Consider the following 21,172-nt stretch of genomic DNA (forward strand, 5'->3'; position numbering starts at 1 on the left):
CATGACTGAAGCCGAACCCATACTGCGGCGGGAGCTGACCGATATCCCGGACGAGGTGCGCGCCGTCCCGCCACCGCCCATACCGGAATTGCCGGCGCCATACGGTTTGCGCCTCGCCGACCCGGACGGCGACGCCGAGATGATCTCCGAGTGGATGAACATGCCGCACCTGGCCGATTCGTGGGAGTACGCCTGGCCAGCGGAGCGCTGGCATCGTTACCTGCGTGCGCAACTCGACAGCACGTTTTCTCGCCCGTTCGTCGCCAGTCATGATGGGGCAGACCGTGGATACGTCGAATTATACCGGGCGGCAAAGGATTCCATTGCTGCCCGATACGAGTACGATCCCTACGATCTGGGCCTGCACGTCGCGGTCGCCGATTTGGACTACTTACAACAGGGACATGTGAGCTTTTTGCTGCCGCACCTGCTGGCGAGCATGCTCAACCTCGACCCGCGATGCCGCCGGGTGATGTTCGATCCGGATCACCGTAATGTCTTGGCGCGCAAGTTTTGTGAGCGTGGCGGTTGCGTGTTTTTGGGCGAACACGATATGTCCAACCGGCGGATGGCCCTGTACGCGTTGGTCCGCACGCCCGAGGATGTCCCCCGGCCGCGAGAGGCGTAATCAGTAGTCGTGCTGAGCCAGCGTGATGTCACCGAGCCGCTGGGTCTCGTCCAGCGACAGTGCGGCCGGAACCATCTCACTGGTCACCAGCCCGTGGCGGCTCGTCACCTCGTCGACAATATCGAAGCTGCGCGCGATCGATCGCGGCGTGTCGACGATGATCGTGGTCACCGGAACCCGCCGCGCCAGCTGGAATAGCTTGTCCCCGTGGGGTTTATGGTCCCCATGGAATCCCCAGATACCGCGCAGCACCGTCGCCCCTCGAGCCGTTTCCGAATGCAGCAGTCGCTGCACCAGCGCCCGATGGATCGGCAGCCCGTCCTGGATGGTTCCCTCGGCCGTGTACACCATCAGCTTCTGCCACAGGGTGCGTCCCTGGTCATCGGTCGCCGGCAGCTCCTGGGGTCGCGCGAATAGCTCACCGTCGCGTTTGCACAGCCGCACCCGCTCGACGGTCAGTATCGGGTTGGGCGTCGCGGCGGCCAGTTCGATTGCGGCGGCAGCGACCTGCGCCGTCGACCCGATAGCGATGATCATCACCGGAACGTTGACGTTGCGCCCGAAGAAGTGGGCCCGGTAGCGCTCGCCGTGCGCCGTCCCGTCGACACCGAGAAGCACGATGGCACCGGCAAATCCGTGCCGGTACAGCAGGTCGCATATCGCGTGGTGCGCCCGCCTGCCGGCGATGCGTTCTTGCCGGCCCACGTACACGGTGAGTTTCGCCGCATCCCCGTTGTGGGCTGCCTCAGTGACTTGCAAGTCCGCAAGACCATCGGTGCCCAGCTGCGGCGTCACCAGGCGCGCGCGTTCGAGGGTCACCAGCCCACGGCCGGTCATCGCGCCGACGTCGTCGACCAGGGAACGGATCTTCGATTCGACGTCGACCGCGGCGACCGCCACTGCCGGATCCTCCGACAGGCTCAGCGACACGTCGCTGCGCAGCTCGCGGCTCGGTCCGAAACTGGCGATACCGCGCAGCATCACACTGGTCGCAACGTCGCTGGTGCCGAACAGGTCCAGCATCTCGTCGGCCAGAAACCGCCCGCCGGCGCCGACGGCGCGTTGGCGCTCGCCGAAGTACGCGGTCAACTTCAGGCAGGGCTGGTTCATATGTGATCCGCAATCCACTGTCCGAGCAGCGCCGCGGCCATGCCCAGCACGACGCTGACGACGATGTTGGCCACCGCCGCCCACGTCTGGCGCTCCTCGCCGAGCCGCTGCGTTTCCAGCATCCACGTGGAGAAGGTCGTGTAGGCGCCGACGAACGCCGTGTCGACCAGCAGGGCCGCATCCCTGCTCAGCGCCAGCCCGCCGAGCAACCCGAGCAGCGCGGCACCGCTGACGTTGACCGCGAGCGTGCCGAACGGAAACGGCTGCGCCACACGCCGAGCCACCGCGCGATCGACCAGAAAACGAAGCACCGAGCCGAAGCCGCCGACGACCACGACGCCGGCCCACACCAACGCCGTCGTCGCCGCGCCGGTCATCCGCGCACCCGAACCCGGCGAACCAACACGGTGGCCAGGTGCACCGCCAGCAGGCCCAACACGATGCTGGTGACTGTGTAGCCGACGGCCAGGCCCCAATGGCCGTGTTCGATCATCTTCAGCGTTTCGACCTGCATTGTGGAGAACGTGGTCAAGCCGCCACACAATCCGGTGCCGAGCAGGGGACGCCGGTAACTCGACAGCGGCAACCGCTCTAGCAGCCGGGTCGTGAAATAACCGACCAGAAAGGCGCCGACGATATTGACCGCGAAGGTGGGCCATGGCCAGCTTGCGGGATCGTCGACCGTGAAAGTGCTCAGTGCCGCGCGGGCCAGGGCGCCCAGCGCGCCGCCGGCGAAAACCGCGGCCAACTCGCGATAGTCACGACCAGGCACCTAAGCAGCCTAGGCAGGACATCGGCAGAATTGGTACATGGCTCACCCGCGCGCCGGCCAGCCGGCCCGACCCGAAGACCTCGTCGATCTGCCTCACCTGGTGACGTCGTACTACGCGATCGAACCCGATCCCGACGACGTCGCTCAGCAGGTGGCGTTCGGCACGTCGGGTCACCGCGGCTCCTCGTTGAACGGGGCCTTCAACGAGGCCCACATTTTGGCGATCACCCAGGCGATCGTCGAGTACCGCGCGGCGCAGGGCACCACGGGGCCGTTGTTCATCGGCCGTGACACACATGGCCTCTCGGAGCCGGCCTGGGTGTCGGCGCTCGAGGTGCTCGCGGCCAATGACGTCGTTGCCATGATCGACGCGGCCGACCGGTACACGCCCACGCCGGCGGTCAGCCACGCGATCCTGACCTACAACCGCGGCCGCACCGACGCGCTGGCCGACGGCATCGTCGTGACGCCGTCGCACAACCCGCCGTCCGACGGAGGCTTCAAGTACAACCCGCCCAATGGGGGACCCGCCGACACCGACGCGACCAACGCAATAGCCAAGCGCGCCAACGAGATTCTGCGCTCTGGAGCGGGCGTCAAGCGGGTGCCGCTGGCCCGGGCGCTGCCGACCGCCCAGCGCTACGACTATTTGGCCAGCTATGTCGAGGACCTGCCCAACGTGGTCAACATGGATGCGATCCGTGCGGCCGGGGTGCGGATCGGCGCCGACCCGCTCGGCGGGGCGAGCGTGGATTACTGGGGTGCAATAGCCGAGCGGCACAGGCTCGAGCTGACGGTGGTCAACCCGTTGGTCGACGCGACGTGGCGGTTCATGACGCTCGACCACGACGGCAAGATCCGGATGGACTGCAGCTCTCCGGATGCCATGGCCTCGCTGATCGCGAACCGGGACCGCTATCAGATCGCGACCGGCAACGACGCCGACTCCGACCGCCACGGCGTCGTCACGCCCGACGCGGGGTTGCTGAATCCGAATCACTACCTCGCGGTCGCGATCGACTACCTCTATACCCATCGGCCGGCCTGGCCGGAGGGCATCGCGGTCGGCAAGACCGTGGTCAGCTCGTCGATCATCGACCGTGTGGTCGCCGGCCTCGGCCGCAAGCTCGTCGAGGTGCCGGTTGGGTTCAAGTGGTTCGTTGACGGCCTGATCGGCGGCACGATCGGCTTCGGCGGCGAGGAGTCGGCGGGGGCGTCGTTCCTGCGCCGCGACGGAACGGTGTGGACCACCGACAAGGACGGCATCATCCTGGCGCTGCTGGCTTCCGAGATCCTGGCCGTCACCGGCTCGAGTCCCTCCCAGCGCTACGACGAGCTGACCGCCGAGTACGGGACGCCGTCCTACGCGCGCATCGACGCGCCCGCCGACCGCGACCAGAAGGCCCGGCTGGCCAAGCTGTCGCCCGATGAGGTGACCGCGACCGAACTGGCCGGTGAGCCGATCACCGCCAAGCTCACCGCCGCGCCCGGCAACGGCGCGCCGCTGGGTGGGCTGAAGGTGACGACGGCCAACGCGTGGTTTGCCGCGCGGCCGTCGGGCACCGAGGACGTCTACAAGATCTACGCCGAATCCTTCAACGGCCTCGAGCATCTTGCCGAGGTGCAAAAGACCGCCCGCGAGGTGGTGAACCAGGTCATTGGGTAGGTGCCTGACCTGCGACTTTGAACGCATGTTCCCAGTGGTGTAGCTTCGATGGGCACAACTTCTCGGGGCTATGGCGCAGCTGGTAGCGCACCACACTGGCAGTGTGGGGGTCAGGGGTTCGAGTCCCCTTAGCTCCACCAATGTGACGTCGCGAGACATTACTTCCATCAAGCCGCGAGGATCGCTTTGGCCACTTCGTCGGGGTGGGTCAGCATTCCGTTGTGCGTCCCCGGAACCACGACGGGTTGTACACCGAGCCGGGCCGCAAATTCTGGCCCCGGTTGTGGCAGCGCGCAATCGCTGTCGCTGGCGACATAGGCGGTGGGAAGACCGAGACTCGCCGCGTCGATGTCGAGACCGCCAAGGAAGTAACCGCCGGGCTGCGGCGTCATTAGATCGGCCACCAACCGCTGCAGCTCTGGGGCAACGCCTTGCATTAACAGCTGCTCGACGTATTCCAGGCTCGGTGCAATGGCGCCGAAAGGCGATCCGTCGATCAACCGCAGCATCAACTCGCGTGTGTGTGGTGTCTCATCGACAAGGGATCTGCCGCGAACCGGCACAAAAGCGTTGTAGTAGACGATCTTGGTGACCTGGCCGACGAGTAGGTGAGCGGCACCCGTGGCGGGATAGCCTCCCCAGCTGTGCGCGACGAGGATCACGTTGTCCAGTTCGCGCCGGCGCACCTCGTTGACGACGTAATGGACTGCGTCCCTGAGTTTGTAGCCCGACGGATCATCGCCGTCGCCCAGACCAGGCAGCGTCAAGGTGATCGCGCGATGGTTCACCGCGCGAAGCCGCCGGGCAACCGGACGCCAGCACCAGGCGCCATGCCAGGCGCCCGGAATCAGCACATACGTCGACCCCTGCATCGCTTTGGCCGGGGAAGAAGCCTGTTGGTCCAATGGCGTTGTCTCCAAGATACTCATCTACCGTCCTTTAGTTGACGAAAAATACGGACGTGCCCACCGGCAGGGCGTGGGCCATCATCGGGCGGCAACGGCTGCCCGCAAAACGACTGCCGTTTAGTCGAATTCAGACACGGCAACTCGTCGTTTCAGGTTTGATTTCGTCGGCTAGCGCTGGGGTTACCAGAACATCACGACGGCGGCTGCCACCAGCAACACCGTCACGATGCCGTGAAGGGCAAGTTGTCGCAGAACGCCGCCTTGGACAAGAGGGTCCCCTTCGGTCGACTGCGAATAATCCGGCACCACATATTGATTGCGCTTTGCGCTGAATTCCATTCTCGGGCTTCGCGTTGCCGTGATGCTTTGTTCATCGATCGGATCGGTCGCGTGAAGCCGCTGGCCCGAAGTCGTTTTGCACACAGTGTCGGGAAGCCTTGTCAGACATCGGGAGGTCGCCGAAAATAGCTGCCCACGACATGATGCTCAGAAAGACCAGCTGTATCGCGATCAAGCTGTGAACGCACACTTGTCGTACGGTGCCCGCCAGGGACGGCCGCGGTGGGTAATGCTCAGGAAATCGCGTCATGGTATGCCTTTCGGTGTCAGGAATCGGAAGGATGTTTGCGTACCGAAATCACTTCAGTGAGTAGCGAATTGGCAGGTGTTTGAGGCCACCGACAAACGTTGTTGCGGATAATTCGGGCTTACCCGCGAGCTCGATCGATCCCAGCCGAGGGAGCAGTTCTCGGTAGAGACTGCTGATCTCCATCCGCGCCAGCCCGGCGCCGAGGCAGAAGTGCACGCCATACCCGAAGGCCAGATGCTTGTTGGGATCGCGGCCGACATCGAAGCGGAACGGATCGTCGAAGACCTCCTCGTCACGGTTTCCGGACACATACGCCAGATACACCGACTCACCTTCGGCGATGTCGACCCCTCGAACAGTGTTGTCGGCGGTTGCGGTGCGCATGAATTCCTTGACCGGCGTGGTCCACCGGATCATCTCCTCGACCGCCGTCGGCATCAGCGTGAGGTTCTGCTTCAATCGCCCTAATTCACTGGGGTTTTCGATGAGCGCACGCATTCCGCCAGAGATGGCGTCCTTGGTGGTGTCGTGGCCGGCACTAGCGATGGCCACGTAGTAGGACGCAGTGTCCATGTCCGAGAGCGGTTGGCCGTCGATGCGCCCGTTGGCGATGGCCGAGGCGAGGTCTTCGGTGGGTTTTCGACGGCGTGACGCGGTCAGCGTGGCGAAGTAGTTGAGGAAGTCTTGCACCACCGCGATCCAGGCCTCGGGTTCTTGGCCGCGCTGGTGTTCGGCGTCATCGCGGCCGAACATCTCCTGGGTAAGTGTGCGCATCCGAGGGAAGTCCGATTCGGGAAGGCCCAGCAAGGACAGGATGACGTAAAGCGGGAAGTCGGCGGCGATGTCGGTGACGAAATCGCACTCAGGTCCGATCTCGCGCATTTTGTCGACAGAGCGCTTGGCCAGCTGGTCGACTCGCGCCTTCAGGTCGCGCATGGCCTTGGGGCGAAACCAGTCCGCTCCGATCGCACGCACCTTGCGGTGGTGTGGGTCATCCATGTCGACCAGGGTGCGGATGCCGGTCCCGGCTTCCCGCTGTGCCATGAGCAGATCGTCGGCATCGGCGCGCGTGAGCATCGGCCGGGGCGCGCTGATGAACAGGTCATTATCGCGCTCGATCGCCATGATGTCCGCGTGCTTGGTGATCGCCCAGAACGGCCGATACGGCGGATGGTCCACCCACGCAACGGGATTGTGTGCCCGCAGTTGCCGTAGCGCCGTGTGCAGCCGTTCGTCGTCGGCGTACGCCGACGGGTCGGCCAGAACTTCGGCGGCATTATCGACTGCGGGTGTGTTCATTGAGTTCCTTACTCTGCGGTTTCCGGGAGTCTGATCGGCTCGAGGCGGCCGAGGATCTCGTCGCGCCGTGCCTCGAACTGCTCGGGCAGCTGGAATCGTTTGCCCAGTTCCTGCGGCGATTCGTCGCAGTCCCAGCCGCCCTCGTTGTGTGTCACGGCCAGTTCGAATAGGGCGCCGCCGGGCGAGCGGACGTAGACCGACTTGAAGTACTTGCGGTCGCGCACTTCGGACATGTCTGTGTAGCCCGCACCCTCGATCTCGAATTTCAGGTTGTCCTGATTCTCGAGAGTGTCTGCGTTCCAGGCGAAGTGGTGGATGGTTCCGGCACCGTAGGTCCACGTCCCCGGCTCGTCTGTGCGATTGACAATCAGCTCGACCGCGCCGCCGCGGCCAAACTTGCCGGCCTCCAACGCAAACCGGTTACCTTCGGTCAGGCCCTCGCGCGCGCCGAGGTGGTTGGCGGCGAACTCGACGGCGGTGTCCGGCCCCGTAACGTGGACACCCACGCCGTAGATGCCGTGGATGGCGTACTCCTCGGGTACCCCGCTGCCGCTGTAGCCACGACGCGGGTCGTCGTCGACCTCGACCAGCTGGTACTCGATGCCACACGGATGCCGGAACAGCACCCGCCGTCGATCGAACACGGTCGTGTCCCGGACATCCGCGGCCCGCTCGTGCAACCGAGAGGACCAATAGTTCAGCGAACCCGCCGGAACGGCGAGCAATACCTCACGCGCCTGGTTGGTGCCGCGCCGGCCGTAGATTCCGGCCTGGCCAAAGGGAAAGGTGGTGAGCACCGCGCTCGGGTCGCCGTCGGCGTTGCTGTAGTACAGGTGGTAGATCGGGAGCGTCCCGTCGAACAGCACGGTCCGTTTGATCAGCCGCAGCCCGAGCACCTTGACGTGGAAGTCAACGTCTTCTTGGGCCCCGTTCACCGACATGGTGATGTGGTGACTATCGATGATGTACGACATTCGAGTTCGCCTTTTAGCCGACGCTGGGAAGTGGGATGGCGGTGAACACCGCGTCGGGATCGTAGTGATTTTTGGCGGCGACGAGCCGTGTGGCGTTGTCGCCGTATGCGTTTGCGATTTGATCGTGGTCGTCGGGCCCGAGCAGATTGGCGTATCCGCCTGGAAGCGCGTGCGGCGCAAGCGCGTCCGACAACGCTTGTGCCCAGGCGCGGTGAGCGGCGCCGTCTCCGGCCTCCCAGCACGCGACGATCTCGACGACGAAATGCGGGCGGCGGTTTGCGAACGCGGTCTGGTCCGGGGCGACGCGCGTCGATGCGCCGTGACAGTGGTGGATGGAGACGAGGCTGCGCGGCGAGGTCAGTGTCCGTGCGGCCTCCACCAGCGCATCGATGACTTCGGGCGTGTACCCCGCGACCGTGCGGGTGCGAACCGCCCAGCACAGTCCACGGACGCACCCCACGTCGAAAAGGCGCAGTATTTCACCGTAAGCGACGGGCGCGACTTGTGTGATCAGTGGCGTTCCGAGCGTTGCGAGCAGATCGACGGCCGCTAGGCCGCAACGAATATCGCCGCTCCACGCCGGCTGCAGATAAACCGTCAGGTTGCCGTCCGGGCCGGGCAGCAGTCCGCTCTGGACGGTCAGCGCGTCGGGCGCCGTCGACAACAGGTCACGCAGCCCACGCCATACCGTCGCGGCCTGCGACCACGGAAACATGATCATCCCGCCGATCAACCGGTCCACCGGATGCAACCGCACCCGCATCGAGGTGACCACGCCGAAGTTGCCGCCACCACCGCGCAGTGCCCAGAACAGCTCTGGCTCGTGAGTCGCGTCGGCTGTGACGATTCGGCCATCCGCCAGGACCACCTCGGCGCCGACCAGGTTGTCCGAGGCAAGGCCGAACCGCCCGTTGAGCGGTCCGTAGCCCCCGCCGAGCGTCAGGCCGGTCATGCCGACAGCACCGCAGTTGCCGGTGGCGGCAACGAGCCCGTACGGCGCGACCGCGTCGATCAACTCGGCCGCTGTGGCGCCCCCACCCACCGTTGCGATCCGCGCCTCGGTATCGACGGTGACACTTCGCATCCCGGACATGTCGATCACCAGACCGCCGTCGTACGCAGCGCGACCGGCCCAGTCGTGGCCGCCGCCGAGCACCGAGAGCCGCATCCCACGGTCACGCGCCACACGGATTGCTTCCTGTACGTCGCACGGTGACTCGGCCCGCATGATCAGTGCTGGACGATGCTGCACCGCCGCATTCCAAATCAACGGCGCACCGTCGGGCACACGCAGCTGGGTGGCGTTGATCCGGCTAGCCAGGTCGTTGGCTGCGGCGGCTATCAGATCGGTTGTACTCATTTGTCTCCTATCGGGACAGGGATGAATGTTGTTTCCAACAAGGCTTTTCCCCACCGCGCGGCATGACTCGCACACGAGCGCCAGCTGCGCCGGCAATACTCCCGCGCCAGTCGTGGCGGCATTTGCTCCCTTCACACGTGTGACGCTAAGAAGCGACGGGGCCAACGGCGAGTCCGCGCCCACTGATTGGGTTTTTCTCGCTGGTCACCACTTCACGGCGCAGCAAGGACGAAGCGATCCAAGGGCAGACGACACAACCGCACCGCGCATCCGATGCACAACACCGCGGGGGCCGGATCTCGTCGATCTCGCAGTAGTTGAGTTCGCGCGGACTAAGACCAGATTGATCGGTTACAGCAGTCCGAGCAGTCGGAGGTCGCTGACGTATTTGGCGATGATCTGCGGCGAGACGTGTGGAATATCTTTGTCCGGGCCGATTTTCGCGTCCTGAACAGCTGCACGGAACCGGTCGGTGGGTGCCATCGAGCCGTTGATCGGTCTCTGGGGCTTTTGGTAGTTGTGCAGCAGCGGCAGCAGCGAGGCGTTGCGCTGCTTTTCGGGCAGCCCGCGCAGGCTGTTTTCGAACCGCCGCAGCCAGTCGCCGTAGTCGTCGACGCGCTGGATGGCGCAGCCCGCGTCGATGAGCCAGTCGACGAACTGGTCCATCCCGATGCCGTCGTCATACGGGTTCATCACGTGGAAGGTGCGGAACCCGTTGGCGCTCTGAGCACCCACCGTGCAGATCGCGTCGGCGATGAACTCCACGGTCAGCCCGTCGTAGTGGGCGCGCTGCCGGTTGCCGTCGGCCCCCAGCTCGTAGAACGAGGCGGGCGCGATCCCGGTCGCGGCCAGGCTCAACATCATCCGGGTGAACATGTCGGGGACATTGAGCTGACCGGCGTAGGTGGTGTCGGCCAGGATCATGTCGCAGCGGAACACCGCGACCGGCAGCCCACACAGGTCGTGGGCCTCGCGCAACAGCACCTCGCCAGCCCATTTGCTGTTGCCGTAGCCGTTGGCGTAGCCGTCGTTGATCGCCCGGGTCGCGCTGATCTGGCGGATGTCGGCGTCCTCGGTGAACGTCGCGGGCTGGATCTGGTCGCCCACCCCGATCGTCGAGACGTAGATGTAGGGCTTGATCTTGGTGGTCAGGGCGAGGTGGATCAGTTCGGCGGTGCCCAGCGCGTTGGGTCCGAACAGCTCGCCGTAGGGCAGCACGTGGTTCACCAGCGCGGCGGGGTCGACGATCAGGTCCACGGTGTCGGCGAGCCGCTGCCAGGTCTGGGCGTCCAGGCCGAGGTCGGCCTCGCCCTTGTCGCCGGCGAGGACCTCCAAGTGGTCGGCGGCCAGGGCCTGGTAGTGGGCCAGCAGATCAGGGTCGCCGCTGTCAAATGTCTTGTCCAGGCGCGGCCGGGCGTCCTCGTCGGAACGGGCGCGCACCAGCGCGATCACCGTGCCGTCCACCGGGTCCATGCGCTCGAGCCACTCCAGGGCCAGGTAGCGACCCAGGAAACCCGTTGCGCCGGTGAGCAATACGGTGCGCACCTCGGCAGCCGGCCCCGGCAGCGTCGGCGCGGCGGCCAGCGTCGCCCCGTCGATGAACTTGTCCAGGGTCAGCTCGTTCGCGTGCACCTCGACCGCGTCGCGGCCGTGCACCGAGGCAAACGACGGCCGCGTGGTGCCCGTGCGCTCGGTTTCGATGTAGTCGGCGATGCCCGCCAGGTCGTTGGCCGGGCTGACGATCACGCCCACCGGCACGTCGACGTCGAAGATCTCGTGCAGCAGGTTGCCGAATGTCAACGCCGACAACGAGTCTCCACCCAGGTCGGTGAAGTGTGCGTGCGGCGACACCTCGGTGCTCGCGGTGCCCAGCAGGGCGGCCGCTGCGCGGCTGACGGTCTGCAGCACCGGCGCGTCGGCGCCGCTGCGGCGCAGCGCGGCCAGCTCGTTGGCCTGGCTTTGGGCCAGCTCGGCGTAGAGCTGTTCGAGCCGCTCGCCGTAGTGCGCCTTCAGCTTCGGCCACGCCAGCTTGCCGGCATCGGTGAGCAGACCGTTTTCCAGGCTGAAGGGCGTGGTCTCGATGAGGAAGTCGCGCGGCACCTCGTAAGGCTGCAGGCCGACGTCCCTGGCGACGTTCTGCAGCGAACCGGCGATCAGCGGCTTGAGCTCGTCGAACGGGTAGCGCTCAAGGGCATCCCCGGTCGGCACCACCACCGCCAACAGGTAGGGCTGCGCGCTGTTGCCGTAGACGTAGATCTGGCGCACCAGCGCGCTGTTGCCGAACACCGCCTCCAGCTTCGCGACGGTGACGAACTCGCCCTGCGCGAGCTTGAGCACGTTGTTGCGGCGATCGACATACACCAGGCGGTCGGGAGCTACCTCGGCGAACACGTCGCCGGTCCGGTAGTAGCCGTCCTCGTCGAACACGCCGGCGGTCACCTCGGGCCGCTTGTAGTAGCCCGGGAACATGTTCTCGGTCTTGAGCAGCAGCTCACCACGCGGGTAGGGCCGGTCGGTGGAGAAATAGCCCAGCTTCGGCACGTCGACCAGCTTGTAGTCGATGACCGGCGGGCGCCGCACCTCGCCGTCGAACAGCACCATCCCGGCCTCGGTGGAGGCGTAGCCGTCCCACAGGTGCATCTCGAGCAGCGACTCCACCCAGTTCCTCAGCTCGGGGGAGGTGGGCGCCGAGCCCGTCAGCGCGAAGGTGCACCGCCCGCCCAGCAGGTGGTTGCGCAGCTCGTCCATCACCTCGGCCTCGTCGGCTCCGCGGTCGAGCCGGCGCTGGTACTCGCCGTAGATGGTCTCCCAGATCCGCGGCACCAAGTTCAGCTCGGTGGGCCGAACCAGGGACATATCCTCGAGCAGCGTCGAGAGGTCGCTCTTGGCGGCGAAATACGCTGTGCCGCCGTTGCCGAGCGTCGCGTACACCACGAAGCGAGCCATCCCGTGGCTCATCGGCGTGAAGTTCAGCGTGATCGACGCGGCACTCGCCCCAACGAGATTGCGGGTCGACCGTCGCCACATCTTGGCTACCGCACTTTCCCGGTATATCGCGCCCTTGGGCGCGCCGGTGCTGCCGGAGGTGTAGAGCAACAACGCCAGCGGGTCCTCGTCGCACGGCGCCGTCAGCGGTGCGTCGGGCAGCGACTTGCCGCGGTCGAGAACGTCGGCCAGCGCCTGGATGGTGACGGGGGTCCCCGCCAGCCGGCCGTGGGCCGCCTCGACGGCTTCGCGCTCGTCGTCGACCGCCGGGTGGTAGTCGAAGACGATCAGATGCGCGGGCGCGGAACCCGTCAGGATCAACTCGACGGCGTTGGGAAGGTAATCGATGCCGGCCGCGATGGCGGACGGTTCGGTCTCGCTCACGATCGACCGCAGCTGGCTGATCGTCGCACTGGTCTGCAGCGGCACCGACACGGCACCGACCTGAGCCAGCGCCACGTCGATAGTGAGGTAGTCGACGCTGGTGAAACCGAGAATGCAGACGCGATCGCCGGCAGACACCCCATCGTCGGCCCACGCGCGGGCGAGCGCGTCGATACGCTCGCCCAGCTGCCGGTAGGTGATCGTGTCGAAGCGCGGCAGCAGCCGCACCGATGTGCGTCCGGTCGCGGCGTCGCTGACCAACTCGAACGCCCGCTGACCCACTGCAGGTCGATCCGCGTAACCCTCCAAGGCCGTGCGAACGATCTGCGCAAGTCGCAGACCAGGCTGACCGAGCGCCGCGGTGACCGTCTCGCTCGGAATGGCGGCCGCGAACTGCGGATCGGTGACAGACAGCTCGGCGATGCGACGTCGCAGCCGCTCGCCGCGGATATCAGTTGGCATGGAACTTCCTGCTACCGCCCAGCAGCAGATCAGCCGCGTGCTCACCGATCATGATGGTGGGCGCGTTGGTGTTGCCGCTGGTGACCGTGGGCATGATCGAGGCATCCGCGACACGCAGACCCGCGACGCCGCGCACGCGAAGATCCGGTTGGACAACGGCATCCGGGTCATCCGCCGCCCCCATCTTGCAGGTGCCGACTTGATGGTGGTATGTGCCCACCGCCTGCCGGACGAAGGCGCGCAAGGCGTTTCGCGTCGCGGCTGCGGGTCCCGGAGCGACCTCGCGCTCGCGCCACGGCATGAATGCCGCTGAAGCGCCGATGTCGCGGCAGATTTCGACCGCATCAACCATCGCTTCGAGGTCCGCGGGATCGGCCAAAACGTTGGGATCCGCCAGCGGCGGGTTGCTCGGGTCGGCGGAGGCCAACCGCAGGGTGCCCCGCGCTTGCGGCGCAACCAATCCCGCGGCGATCGTATACCCATGCTCGGGCACCGGGCCGCCATCCGCGGGGTAGGGAATGTGCATGAACAGCGGCTGCAAATTCGGTGCTGCTCCTTGCCATCCGGTGCTGCGCGCGTAGAGCTGCGCCTCGAGGAGATTGTTGACACCGACCGTCAAAGGCGCCTTGGCCTCATAGATATTGCTGACCAACAGATGATCGTGCAGATTCTCTCCGACCGCGGGCAGGTCCACCATCGTGGGAACACCGACGGATTGCAGATGCGCGCTCGGTCCGATCCCACTGAGTAGCAATATCTTCGGTGAGCCCAATACGCCCGCGCTCAGCACGACCTCCGCGAGGGCGTACGCACGCCGAAGCGGTTGGTCTCCTTGTGAATACGTGACTCCCACGGCTCGGCCCTTCTCCAGGAGCACCCGATGGACGAGGGCGCCGGTGGTGACTGTCAACCGAGGATGAAGCTGCATCGGCGCGACGAAGCTCTTCCACGCACTCATCCGTTCGCCACGGAACGCGGTGATGTGGTTGTATCCGACACCGACCATCTCCTCGGCATTGAAGTCGTCGATCAATTTGTGTCCGAGGGCCAATGCCCCCTCGAAGAATGCTTCGGATAGTGGGTGCGGCTTGGTGATTGTGGACACCGGTAATGGTCCGACCGCGCCGTGGTACTCGTCGCCGCCCAGCTCATGCGCCTCGGAGCGCTTGAACCTCGGCAACACCTGATCCCAGCCCCAACTGGGATCGCCGGTCACCTGCGCCCAACGCTCGTAGTCACTGGCATGCCCGCGTATGTAGATCATTCCGTTCAATGAACTGCTTCCCCCCAGGACTTTGCCCCGAGGCCAGAACAGCCTGCGATTGTTGGCATGCCGCTGTGGCGTGGTGAACGCTCCCCAGTCCTGTGGGCCGCCCAATAGCGTCGGCCAGCCCTGCAATGAGTGAATCTTTGGGTCGGTGTCGGCCGGGCCGGCCTCGATGACATGCACGCTGCGGCCGGCCTCGAGCAGCCTCCGGACCACCACGCTTCCGGCCGATCCTGCGCCTACCACAACATAATCCGCGACCGCACCCGCGAAAACCATTGGAGTTTCCTTCCGTAACCTCATCTCGGCGGCGTGTGTCCCACGAAATAGATAGACGGATGAGCGTTGCTACTTCTTGAACTTGACGAGGCGCAGCCGAAGCGGTGGCCGGTTCGCGTTGTTCTTGTTGACGATTTGCCATCGTCGCGCCGGGTCGGCCCCTTCAGGTGTGATTCGGGGTGGGCTCACTACGAATTGTTTTGACCCGACATTAATTTCGCACTCCAACCGCCCGCGTGAGTTGTGGTGCACCGCAGTCATATTGCTCATGCGGCCCGCTGTACTTACTGTTGTGCGATGCGTCGCCGGATTCGTAGCCGTCACGCCCACGACGTTAGGAAGCAGCGGGACGAGCGGCCAATCCGTGCCCACTAGATGGGTTTTTCTCGCTGATCACCAATTCACGGTGTGTGCAGGAGCCCCGCGATACGGGCACCGGTGGCCCTGGTCGCGGCGAGCAGTCCGAGCGGCGGCCGTGGTCCCGCGACGATCGTGGACAAGGCTGCCACAGCGCCGTTGCGAAGCGGAATCGCTACCGCGACACAGCTCATATCCGCTCTCAATTCGCCCGCGTCCACGATCGGTGCGGTATAGCCCAATTCGGTGTGGGCCCGCGCAGCCGCGCATCTGGGCGGTACGGGGGCGCCGGGCTGAACGACCACTCCGGACGGAACCCGAGCGTCGACCGCGTCCAAGTACACCAGCTCACCGCCGATCATCGCGGACAACTGCACTGCGGCACCGGTGGCGGTTGCGAGTTCGGCGATCGGTCGACGGGCGACCGCACGCAAGCGCCGCTCCGAGCTCACTCGCGCGCCCAGCGCCAGCAGGCTCGCGCCGAGCCGATAGCGGCTACCTTCGCGACTGACCGCCCCTACCGCGATTAATTGCTGCAGCATTCGACGGACCGTCTCCCGGGGGATTCCGCTCACATTCGCCAAGTCGAGCAGCCGCACCGGTTCCATTGCACCCACGTGATCTAGCAGCTCAAATGCGCTCTGGATGACCCCGCGACCGTCATTGTGAAAGGAGCCGCCCGTCGCGTCCGCGCGCCTACCGCTGGCCACACGATCGGTCAATCGATCCAACTCGGATTGGTCCACCATCGACCCCTTTATGCTCTGATGCCCACACAAATGTCACGACATCTCAGGGTCTAACGCACAAACACAGCAAACTATGCCGAATATCGAGAATGAACAACTTTTGTTCACCGATGAAAGGCTCATGGGCATGGGCGCGGACTGATCCGCCATTGAGAGTGTCAGCCAGCCCTGTGCGCCAGGAGGAGGCCGGCAGCTTCATCCGGCCTTGTCTCGTCACGGTCGCGCGGTGGAAGAAGGAGGCTGACGATCCGGGTGCCGGTGGCCCTGGTGGCAGCCAACACTCCGAGCGGCGGTCGCGGTCCCGGGACAAGCACCGACACCACCGCAGTCGCGCCGTTGCCCAGCGGAATCGCTACCGCGACACAACTCAGGTCCGCTATCACTCCGCCGGGGTCCACAATCGGTGCGGTGCCGCCCATTTCGATGTGGGCGCGCGCGGCCGCGGTTCTCGGCGGTACCCGAGCTCCGGGTTCGGCTGTGAATCCCACCGGTACCCGCGCGTCCACCGCGTCCAGGTACACCAGGTCACTGCCGATCGTCGCGGACAAGTGCACTGCGGCACCGGTGGCGGTTGCGAGTTCGGCGATCGGTCGCCGGGCGGCCGCCCGCAGTCGTCGCTCCGAGCCGACTTGCGCACCCAGTTCCAGCAGGCTCGCGCCGAGCCGATAGCGGGTACCTTCGCGACTGACCGCCCCGACTGCGATTAGCTGCTGCAGCATTCGACGCACGGTCTCCCGGGGGATCCCGCTCGCATTCGCTAAATCGACGAGCCGCACCGGTTCCAACGAACCCACGTGCCCCAGCAGCTCAAATGCGCTCTGGATGACCCCGCGACCGTCGTCATGAAACGAGCCGTGCATCGCGCCCGCACATTGACCCCTGGCCATACGACCGGACATGTGATCTAACTCAGACCGGCCCACGCCTGACCCGCTGCTTGACGCCGACGCGGCGATCGCGAGTGTTAGCGGGCCTTGTGCGCCGTCAGCAGAAAGGCCGGCAACTTCATCCGGCCCTTCTCGTCGCGGTCGTGCGGCGGAAATTCGGGCCAGCCGTCTCCGGCTGGGGGGATGTTCGCGTGGATGAAGGCGGGCCGGATGTCGTCGATCTCCCAGTACTTGCTCACCGCGGCGCGCAACTCGTCCTGCTCGACCTCGTTCGGCTTGGGCTCCATCTCGGCGGGGAGGGCGCCCTTGGCGAACACCAGCACGAAATAGCTGGCGCCCGGCGCCGCGGCGCGGTGGATCGAGCGCAGGTAGCCGTCGCGACCCTCGACCGGCAGCGAGTGGAACAGCGTGCTGTCGGCAATCGTGTCGAATCGCCCTTCCGAACCGGGTGGGTAGCCGGTGAAGGACGTGATGTCGCCCTGCACGAAGCTGGCCGTGGTCAGGCCGCGTTCTTCGGCCGCCTTGGTAGCCGCAGCGACGGCGGTCGGAGTGATGTCGATGCCGACGACGGTGACGCCGCGCGCTGCTAGTGCCAGCGACAGTTCGGCCACCCCGCATCCGGCGTCGAGCACGTCGCCGCGAAACTTGCCGGCGGTGATCAGCGCCGCCAACTCCGGTTGCGGCTCACCGATGTTCCACGGCGGCGGGCCCTCGAATTCGCCCTGCTCGCGGTAAGCGCTGTCCCAGTCCATGATTTCGGATGACATGTTTCCCCTTAGGTCCGGTTGTCGATTACGTGCCGGTATCGGCGTAGCGACGCAGCATCTCGGCCGGTGCCGCGGGTCGGCTCAGGCAGTACGGCGGGGGGCGGCCTTGTGAGATGCGCTTGGCCAGCCTTCGTGATTGCCTGGCTACGTAGCCAATTAGCGCGGGGCGGCTCAGCAGGCCATGGAAATACAGGCCGTCGGCGGCAGCTAACGGCGCCAGCATGACCGGTACGCCGTCAGGTGTGAGCACCCCCAAGTGTCCGACCAACCGATGCAGCCCCGCCCGATACCCAGTCGCGCAGATCATCACGTCGGGCTCGATCCGGGTACCGTCGGCCAGCGCCACCGTGGCACCCTCGAGCGAACTGACCGCTCCGACCACCTCGACGGACCCGTCGCGGACTGCGTCGACAACCTCGGGGTCGACAACTGTTGGCGCGGCGTGCAGCCGGTGGGCTTTCGCGAAGGGGCCCTCATCGGGAACGGGCAGGCCGACTGCTTCGAGATTGCCGAATGCGCGGCGGCGCGCGCGGGCGGCGATTCGGTCGGCTATCCGCGGGGGCAGGTGGAACAAGGGTATGGATATCACGTCGTTGGGCAGTCCCCCGGGTCCTTTGCGCGGCAGGATGTTTGGTGGAGTTCGCACTGAGAGCCAAACTTTGGTCGCTGCGCCTGTGGTCAGGTCGTGGGCGATTTCCATGCCCGACGATCCGGAGCCGACGACCAGCACGCGCTTGTGAGCGTACGGCGCCGGATCTCGATACCGAGTTGAATGCAGTAGCTCACCGCTGAAGATGCCCGGCCAGTCGGGGATGAATGGCGTGTGCTCGTAACCCGTTGCGACCACGACGACTCGGGCGTCGAGGTCGCCGTTCGACGTCGTCAACCGCCATCCCAGGGAATGTTCGTCGATGCGCTCAACCTCGGTATTCAGGTGTAGTTCGATGCCATCCTCGTGCGCATGGGTGTCCAGGTGCTCGACGATTTGGTCACGAGTCGGATAGAGCGGAGTGCCTTTCGGGTACCGCCGCCCGGGTAGATGGGAGAACTGTCGACCGGTGTTGAGTCTGAGCCGGTCATACCGCCCGCGCCAAGACGCCGCCACTGCATCGGCTCGATCGATGAGCAATGATCGAATTCGTTTGTCTTTCAGGCTCAATGCCGCAGAAAGCCCGGCTGGACCCGCACCGATAATCACAACTGACCGGTCAGGCATCCGTTGTCACTCCCGCTCCGGCGCAACAGCTGGCGATACCGTAAGCGGCGCGTTGTGTCTGTCCACGCCGATGACGTTAAAAAGCCACGGGACAAGCTGTGAAACCTCTGCCCACTGAGTGGGTTTTCTGCTGTAACGTGTCCTCGGCTCGGCCCTCTGACCTGCGAATATTGCAAACAACGCCGGCTGTGCGGCAAGCGGGCCTCGACACCATGCCGACGACTGCATGAAACTTTGGGTGGCGGCGTGCGAGCGTAGAAGTAATCCCGGAGGGTCGAAGGTTATGAGACCTGCAACCTATGTCATTGCCTCCACGCCTCGTTCGGGTAGTTCGCTCCTCGCCGGTGGCCTCGTCGCGACTGGAGTTGCCGGGCGGCCCGAAGAGTACTTCACGCCCGACCACATCGGGTCCTACAAGGAGGACTTGAAACTGCCGGCGAATTGCTCGTGGACCGAATATCTGGCGAAGGTCATGGCGTTCGCGGCGACGGAGAACGGTATTCGGGGTATGAAAATTCATTGGCGGCATGTCGTTTCGCTCGCGCAAGCACTGGGTTTTCGTGGCGATCCGGGAAATGTTCTCGAGATGCTTTTTCCGGCAGCAGTTTTCGTCAATATCGTCCGTGCCGATCGGCGCGCGCAGGCCATATCGCTGTTTCGTGCCGAAGCGACCGGCGAGTGGTTCCGGTCTACCGGCTCGTCGAGGAGGGTGCGCCCCTGGGGGCTCTACCTGGACCGCCCCACACCGGGCCGGCCGGCGGCCGATCTCACCGGCGTGGCACCGACGTACGAGCAGATCACCGAGATGGAACGGACCCTGGACGCCGAACAAGCGGCTTGGACCAACTACTTCACCACTCGGCGTCGTGAGGTCCTGACGGTTCGGTATGAAGATCTCGACAAGAACTATCGCGGTGAGATTGCGCGAGTCCTGCGATTCCTCGGCGCCGATCCCGTGCACGCCGCCGTTTTGCCCGAACCGCCGCTCGAGCGTCAGTCCGACCACGTCAACGAACGCTGGCGGCGACTGATTGACCAAGAGCACAGCCATAAGTCGACGCCCGGATTTTGCAGGCCTTGACGCGGCAGGGCGGCGGTGGAAGAACTGGCGGTGTGACTCGCATCGTCGACTCGGACCAGCATCTCTACGAGAGTCGGTCGCTGTGGGCCGACCATATCGACCCGGATGCGCGCGACGACGCCTTGAGCCTGGTCGACGATGAACTCGGTTACACCTGGCTCGACTGGCGCGGCGCTCACCTCGCCCTCGCCGACGTCCACCTTCCCGGCAACACCGCATCCTGCGGGGAGCACCGCAACCGTCAACGGGCCGGGAAGCCCCCCTCCTATCGGTACGACGACGCGTTACCTGCCTCCTACTGGCAGCCCGCGGCCCGGCTTCGCTGGCTCGACGCGGCGGGACTCGACGAGGCGGTCCTGTTCCCCAATTTCGGCCTGCTCTGGGAGCGCCGCCTGTCGCCGACGCTTCCGGCGATGACCGCCAACATGGCGGCATGGAACCGGTGGTGCGCGGTCGTGCAGGCCGAAGGCGATGGACGATTGCATCCCGTCGCGCATCTGACGTTGCGCGACCCGGAATGGCTCGATGCCGAGCTGGAGACGCTGGCGGCCGCCGGCATCACACTGGCCATGATCGGCGCCGGTCCGGTGGACGGCCGGGAGCTGTCGCATCCCGACCATGACCGGATCTGGTCCGCATTCGTCGACCACGCCGTCACGCCGGTCTTCCACGTCGCCGATCAGGTGCGGGTCTTCGACGATTGCTGGTATCAAGACGATCCGGTGCAGGATCTGGTGCCCGCCACCGAGGCCGTATTCCTGTGGGTGCCCCCGGCGCTGGCGTTGTCCGACCTGATCCTGCACGGCGTGTTCGACCGTCACCCAGGTTTACGGTTCGGCGTGGTCGAGCTCAGCTCCGCCTGGGTGCCGCAATTTCTGATGCTGTTGGACGGTGCGTCCGCGTTCACCGCCCAACTCAACGGCAAGCCGGTGGCCAAACTGTCCCGGCGACCCAGCGAGTACTTCGTCGACCACGTCCGGGTGTCCTCCTTCTCATACGAGAACCCCAAGCAGCTGGCCCAGATGGCCGGCGACGTGTTCATGTTCTGCAGCGACTACCCGCACTCCGAGGGGACAGCGACGCCGCTCGACGACTATCGGCGGATGGGCTGCGACGGGCTGGAAATGCCCGGCCTCTTTCACGCCAACGTCGACTCGTTGCTCAACCGATAGAGCGGCTGAGCTGTGTCTCGCGCGTGACCTCGCCGCGACGGTGACGAAGCACGCTCGTCATGATGACGGTGCTCGCGGCAATCGCCGCCCTCGCGATGGCAGCATGCGTCGGCTACTATTTCGGCCGGCGCGTGGGCTCGCGGCGACCGAGCTGGAAGAAGCGGACGAGCCGGATGGCGGTGGGGAGGATGGCGATCAGTCTGTTCGTGTTAATGACAGCACGCCGCATCCGGATCAGCGCCGCGCGGATGCGAGCCTGA

At 65.4% G+C, this 21,172-nt stretch carries 19 protein-coding genes and 1 tRNA gene; 6 read left to right on the forward strand and 14 right to left on the reverse strand.

The window, feature by feature from the left end:
- Position 1: 1 nt before the first annotated feature.
- Positions 2 to 628, forward strand: a complete 627-nt coding sequence (locus tag A5744_RS10650; protein WP_076060771.1) for a GNAT family N-acetyltransferase — start codon at positions 2 to 4, stop codon at positions 626 to 628.
- On the opposite strand, the gene A5744_RS10655 is transcribed toward A5744_RS10650, so the two are convergent.
- The 3 genes from A5744_RS10655 to crcB (A5744_RS10665) are packed head-to-tail and all read right to left on the reverse strand — an operon-like array spanning position 629 to position 2,510.
- Complete coding sequence (locus tag A5744_RS10655) at positions 629 to 1,738, reverse strand: DUF190 domain-containing protein (RefSeq protein ID WP_076060772.1); 1,110 nt, start codon at positions 1,736 to 1,738, stop codon at positions 629 to 631.
- Positions 1,735 to 2,115, reverse strand: coding sequence for a fluoride efflux transporter CrcB (crcB, locus tag A5744_RS10660; protein WP_076060774.1), 381 nt, complete (start codon positions 2,113 to 2,115; stop codon positions 1,735 to 1,737). Before crcB (A5744_RS10660) ends, A5744_RS10655 begins: the two co-directional genes overlap by 4 nt.
- Entirely contained in the window at positions 2,112 to 2,510 is a 399-nt protein-coding gene (gene crcB / locus A5744_RS10665) for a fluoride efflux transporter CrcB (RefSeq protein ID WP_076060776.1), read from the reverse strand. Before crcB (A5744_RS10665) ends, crcB (A5744_RS10660) begins: the two co-directional genes overlap by 4 nt.
- A 37-nt stretch (positions 2,511 to 2,547) precedes the next feature.
- On the opposite strand from crcB (A5744_RS10665), the gene pgm reads away from it, so the two are divergent.
- Positions 2,548 to 4,176, forward strand: a complete 1,629-nt coding sequence (gene pgm / locus A5744_RS10670) for a phosphoglucomutase (alpha-D-glucose-1,6-bisphosphate-dependent) (RefSeq protein WP_076060777.1) — start codon at positions 2,548 to 2,550, stop codon at positions 4,174 to 4,176.
- 64 nt (positions 4,177 to 4,240) lie between these two features.
- A tRNA-Ala gene (locus A5744_RS10675) sits at positions 4,241 to 4,316 on the forward strand.
- Between the two features lie 27 nt (positions 4,317 to 4,343).
- On the opposite strand, the gene A5744_RS10680 is transcribed toward A5744_RS10675, so the two are convergent.
- The 11 genes from A5744_RS10680 to A5744_RS10725 all read right to left on the reverse strand — a co-directional run bounded on the left by A5744_RS10680 (position 4,344) and on the right by A5744_RS10725 (position 18,659).
- Positions 4,344 to 5,105, reverse strand: coding sequence for an alpha/beta hydrolase (locus A5744_RS10680; protein WP_240563014.1), 762 nt, complete (start codon positions 5,103 to 5,105; stop codon positions 4,344 to 4,346).
- A 159-nt stretch (positions 5,106 to 5,264) separates the two neighbouring features.
- Positions 5,265 to 5,423 carry a hypothetical protein gene (locus A5744_RS24640; RefSeq protein WP_170874468.1) on the reverse strand — a complete coding sequence of 53 codons (159 nt, stop codon included), beginning with the start codon at positions 5,421 to 5,423 and terminating at the stop codon, positions 5,265 to 5,267.
- Positions 5,424 to 5,721: 298 nt separating this feature from the next.
- A complete protein-coding gene (locus tag A5744_RS10685; RefSeq protein WP_076060779.1) occupies positions 5,722 to 6,972 on the reverse strand; it encodes a cytochrome P450 in 1,251 nt (416 codons plus the stop codon).
- Between the two features lie 8 nt (positions 6,973 to 6,980).
- Entirely contained in the window at positions 6,981 to 7,946 is a 966-nt protein-coding gene (locus A5744_RS10690; RefSeq protein WP_076060781.1) for a VOC family protein, read from the reverse strand.
- A gap of 13 nt (positions 7,947 to 7,959) precedes the next feature.
- The gene (locus tag A5744_RS10695) at positions 7,960 to 9,306 is read right to left on the reverse strand and encodes an FAD-binding oxidoreductase (RefSeq protein WP_076060783.1); all 1,347 of its coding nucleotides are present in this window, start codon (positions 9,304 to 9,306) and stop codon (positions 7,960 to 7,962) included.
- A gap of 351 nt (positions 9,307 to 9,657) precedes the next feature.
- Entirely contained in the window at positions 9,658 to 13,137 is a 3,480-nt protein-coding gene (car, locus tag A5744_RS10700; protein ID WP_076060784.1) for a carboxylic acid reductase, read from the reverse strand.
- Entirely contained in the window at positions 13,127 to 14,683 is a 1,557-nt protein-coding gene (locus A5744_RS10705) for a GMC family oxidoreductase N-terminal domain-containing protein (RefSeq protein WP_076060786.1), read from the reverse strand. The genes car and A5744_RS10705 overlap by 11 nt, the downstream gene beginning before the upstream one ends.
- 401 nt (positions 14,684 to 15,084) lie before the next feature.
- The gene (locus tag A5744_RS10710; protein WP_083679260.1) at positions 15,085 to 15,789 is read right to left on the reverse strand and encodes a helix-turn-helix domain-containing protein; all 705 of its coding nucleotides are present in this window, start codon (positions 15,787 to 15,789) and stop codon (positions 15,085 to 15,087) included.
- Between the two features lie 158 nt (positions 15,790 to 15,947).
- Positions 15,948 to 16,688 (reverse strand): helix-turn-helix domain-containing protein, encoded by a 741-nt coding sequence (locus A5744_RS10715; RefSeq protein WP_083679261.1) that lies wholly within the window; start codon positions 16,686 to 16,688, stop codon positions 15,948 to 15,950.
- A gap of 65 nt (positions 16,689 to 16,753) precedes the next feature.
- Positions 16,754 to 17,443, reverse strand: coding sequence for a class I SAM-dependent methyltransferase (locus A5744_RS10720; protein ID WP_076060791.1), 690 nt, complete (start codon positions 17,441 to 17,443; stop codon positions 16,754 to 16,756).
- Positions 17,444 to 17,468: 25 nt separating this feature from the next.
- Complete coding sequence (locus tag A5744_RS10725; protein WP_076060793.1) at positions 17,469 to 18,659, reverse strand: NAD(P)/FAD-dependent oxidoreductase; 1,191 nt, start codon at positions 18,657 to 18,659, stop codon at positions 17,469 to 17,471.
- 226 nt (positions 18,660 to 18,885) lie between these two features.
- On the opposite strand from A5744_RS10725, the gene A5744_RS10730 reads away from it, so the two are divergent.
- The 3 genes from A5744_RS10730 (at position 18,886) to A5744_RS10740 (ending at position 21,172) form a co-directional block, all read left to right on the forward strand.
- Complete coding sequence (locus tag A5744_RS10730) at positions 18,886 to 19,740, forward strand: Stf0 family sulfotransferase (RefSeq protein ID WP_083679262.1); 855 nt, start codon at positions 18,886 to 18,888, stop codon at positions 19,738 to 19,740.
- Positions 19,741 to 19,772: 32 nt separating this feature from the next.
- The gene (locus A5744_RS10735) at positions 19,773 to 20,912 is read left to right on the forward strand and encodes a hypothetical protein (protein ID WP_076060797.1); all 1,140 of its coding nucleotides are present in this window, start codon (positions 19,773 to 19,775) and stop codon (positions 20,910 to 20,912) included.
- A gap of 62 nt (positions 20,913 to 20,974) precedes the next feature.
- The gene (locus A5744_RS10740; RefSeq protein ID WP_076060833.1) at positions 20,975 to 21,172 is read left to right on the forward strand and encodes a hypothetical protein; all 198 of its coding nucleotides are present in this window, start codon (positions 20,975 to 20,977) and stop codon (positions 21,170 to 21,172) included.

The sequence above is a fragment of the Mycobacterium sp. IS-1264 genome, from assembly GCF_001954195.1.
GTDB lineage: Bacteria > Actinomycetota > Actinomycetes > Mycobacteriales > Mycobacteriaceae > Mycobacterium.

What these genes read in the sequence shown, in the direction of transcription:
- A5744_RS10695 (WP_076060783.1), bottom strand. Translation starts at nt 9,306, where the DNA reads ATGAGTACAACCGATCTGATAGCCGCCGCAGCCAACGACCTGGCTAGC.
- car (WP_076060784.1), bottom strand. Translation starts at nt 13,137, where the DNA reads ATGCCAACTGATATCCGCGGCGAGCGGCTGCGACGTCGCATCGCCGAG.
- A5744_RS10715 (WP_083679261.1), bottom strand. Translation starts at nt 16,688, where the DNA reads ATGTCCGGTCGTATGGCCAGGGGTCAATGTGCGGGCGCGATGCACGGC.
- A5744_RS24640 (WP_170874468.1), bottom strand. Translation starts at nt 5,423, where the DNA reads ATGGAATTCAGCGCAAAGCGCAATCAATATGTGGTGCCGGATTATTCG.
- A5744_RS10730 (WP_083679262.1), top strand. Translation starts at nt 18,886, where the DNA reads ATGAAACTTTGGGTGGCGGCGTGCGAGCGTAGAAGTAATCCCGGAGGG.
- A5744_RS10725 (WP_076060793.1), bottom strand. Translation starts at nt 18,659, where the DNA reads ATGCCTGACCGGTCAGTTGTGATTATCGGTGCGGGTCCAGCCGGGCTT.
- A5744_RS10655 (WP_076060772.1), bottom strand. Translation starts at nt 1,738, where the DNA reads ATGAACCAGCCCTGCCTGAAGTTGACCGCGTACTTCGGCGAGCGCCAA.
- A5744_RS10720 (WP_076060791.1), bottom strand. Translation starts at nt 17,443, where the DNA reads ATGTCATCCGAAATCATGGACTGGGACAGCGCTTACCGCGAGCAGGGC.
- A5744_RS10740 (WP_076060833.1), top strand. Translation starts at nt 20,975, where the DNA reads ATGACGGTGCTCGCGGCAATCGCCGCCCTCGCGATGGCAGCATGCGTC.
- crcB (WP_076060774.1), bottom strand. Translation starts at nt 2,115, where the DNA reads ATGACCGGCGCGGCGACGACGGCGTTGGTGTGGGCCGGCGTCGTGGTC.
- pgm (WP_076060777.1), top strand. Translation starts at nt 2,548, where the DNA reads ATGGCTCACCCGCGCGCCGGCCAGCCGGCCCGACCCGAAGACCTCGTC.
- A5744_RS10650 (WP_076060771.1), top strand. Translation starts at nt 2, where the DNA reads ATGACTGAAGCCGAACCCATACTGCGGCGGGAGCTGACCGATATCCCG.
- A5744_RS10705 (WP_076060786.1), bottom strand. Translation starts at nt 14,683, where the DNA reads ATGGTTTTCGCGGGTGCGGTCGCGGATTATGTTGTGGTAGGCGCAGGA.
- A5744_RS10680 (WP_240563014.1), bottom strand. Translation starts at nt 5,105, where the DNA reads ATGAGTATCTTGGAGACAACGCCATTGGACCAACAGGCTTCTTCCCCG.
- A5744_RS10685 (WP_076060779.1), bottom strand. Translation starts at nt 6,972, where the DNA reads ATGAACACACCCGCAGTCGATAATGCCGCCGAAGTTCTGGCCGACCCG.
- A5744_RS10710 (WP_083679260.1), bottom strand. Translation starts at nt 15,789, where the DNA reads ATGGTGGACCAATCCGAGTTGGATCGATTGACCGATCGTGTGGCCAGC.
- A5744_RS10690 (WP_076060781.1), bottom strand. Translation starts at nt 7,946, where the DNA reads ATGTCGTACATCATCGATAGTCACCACATCACCATGTCGGTGAACGGG.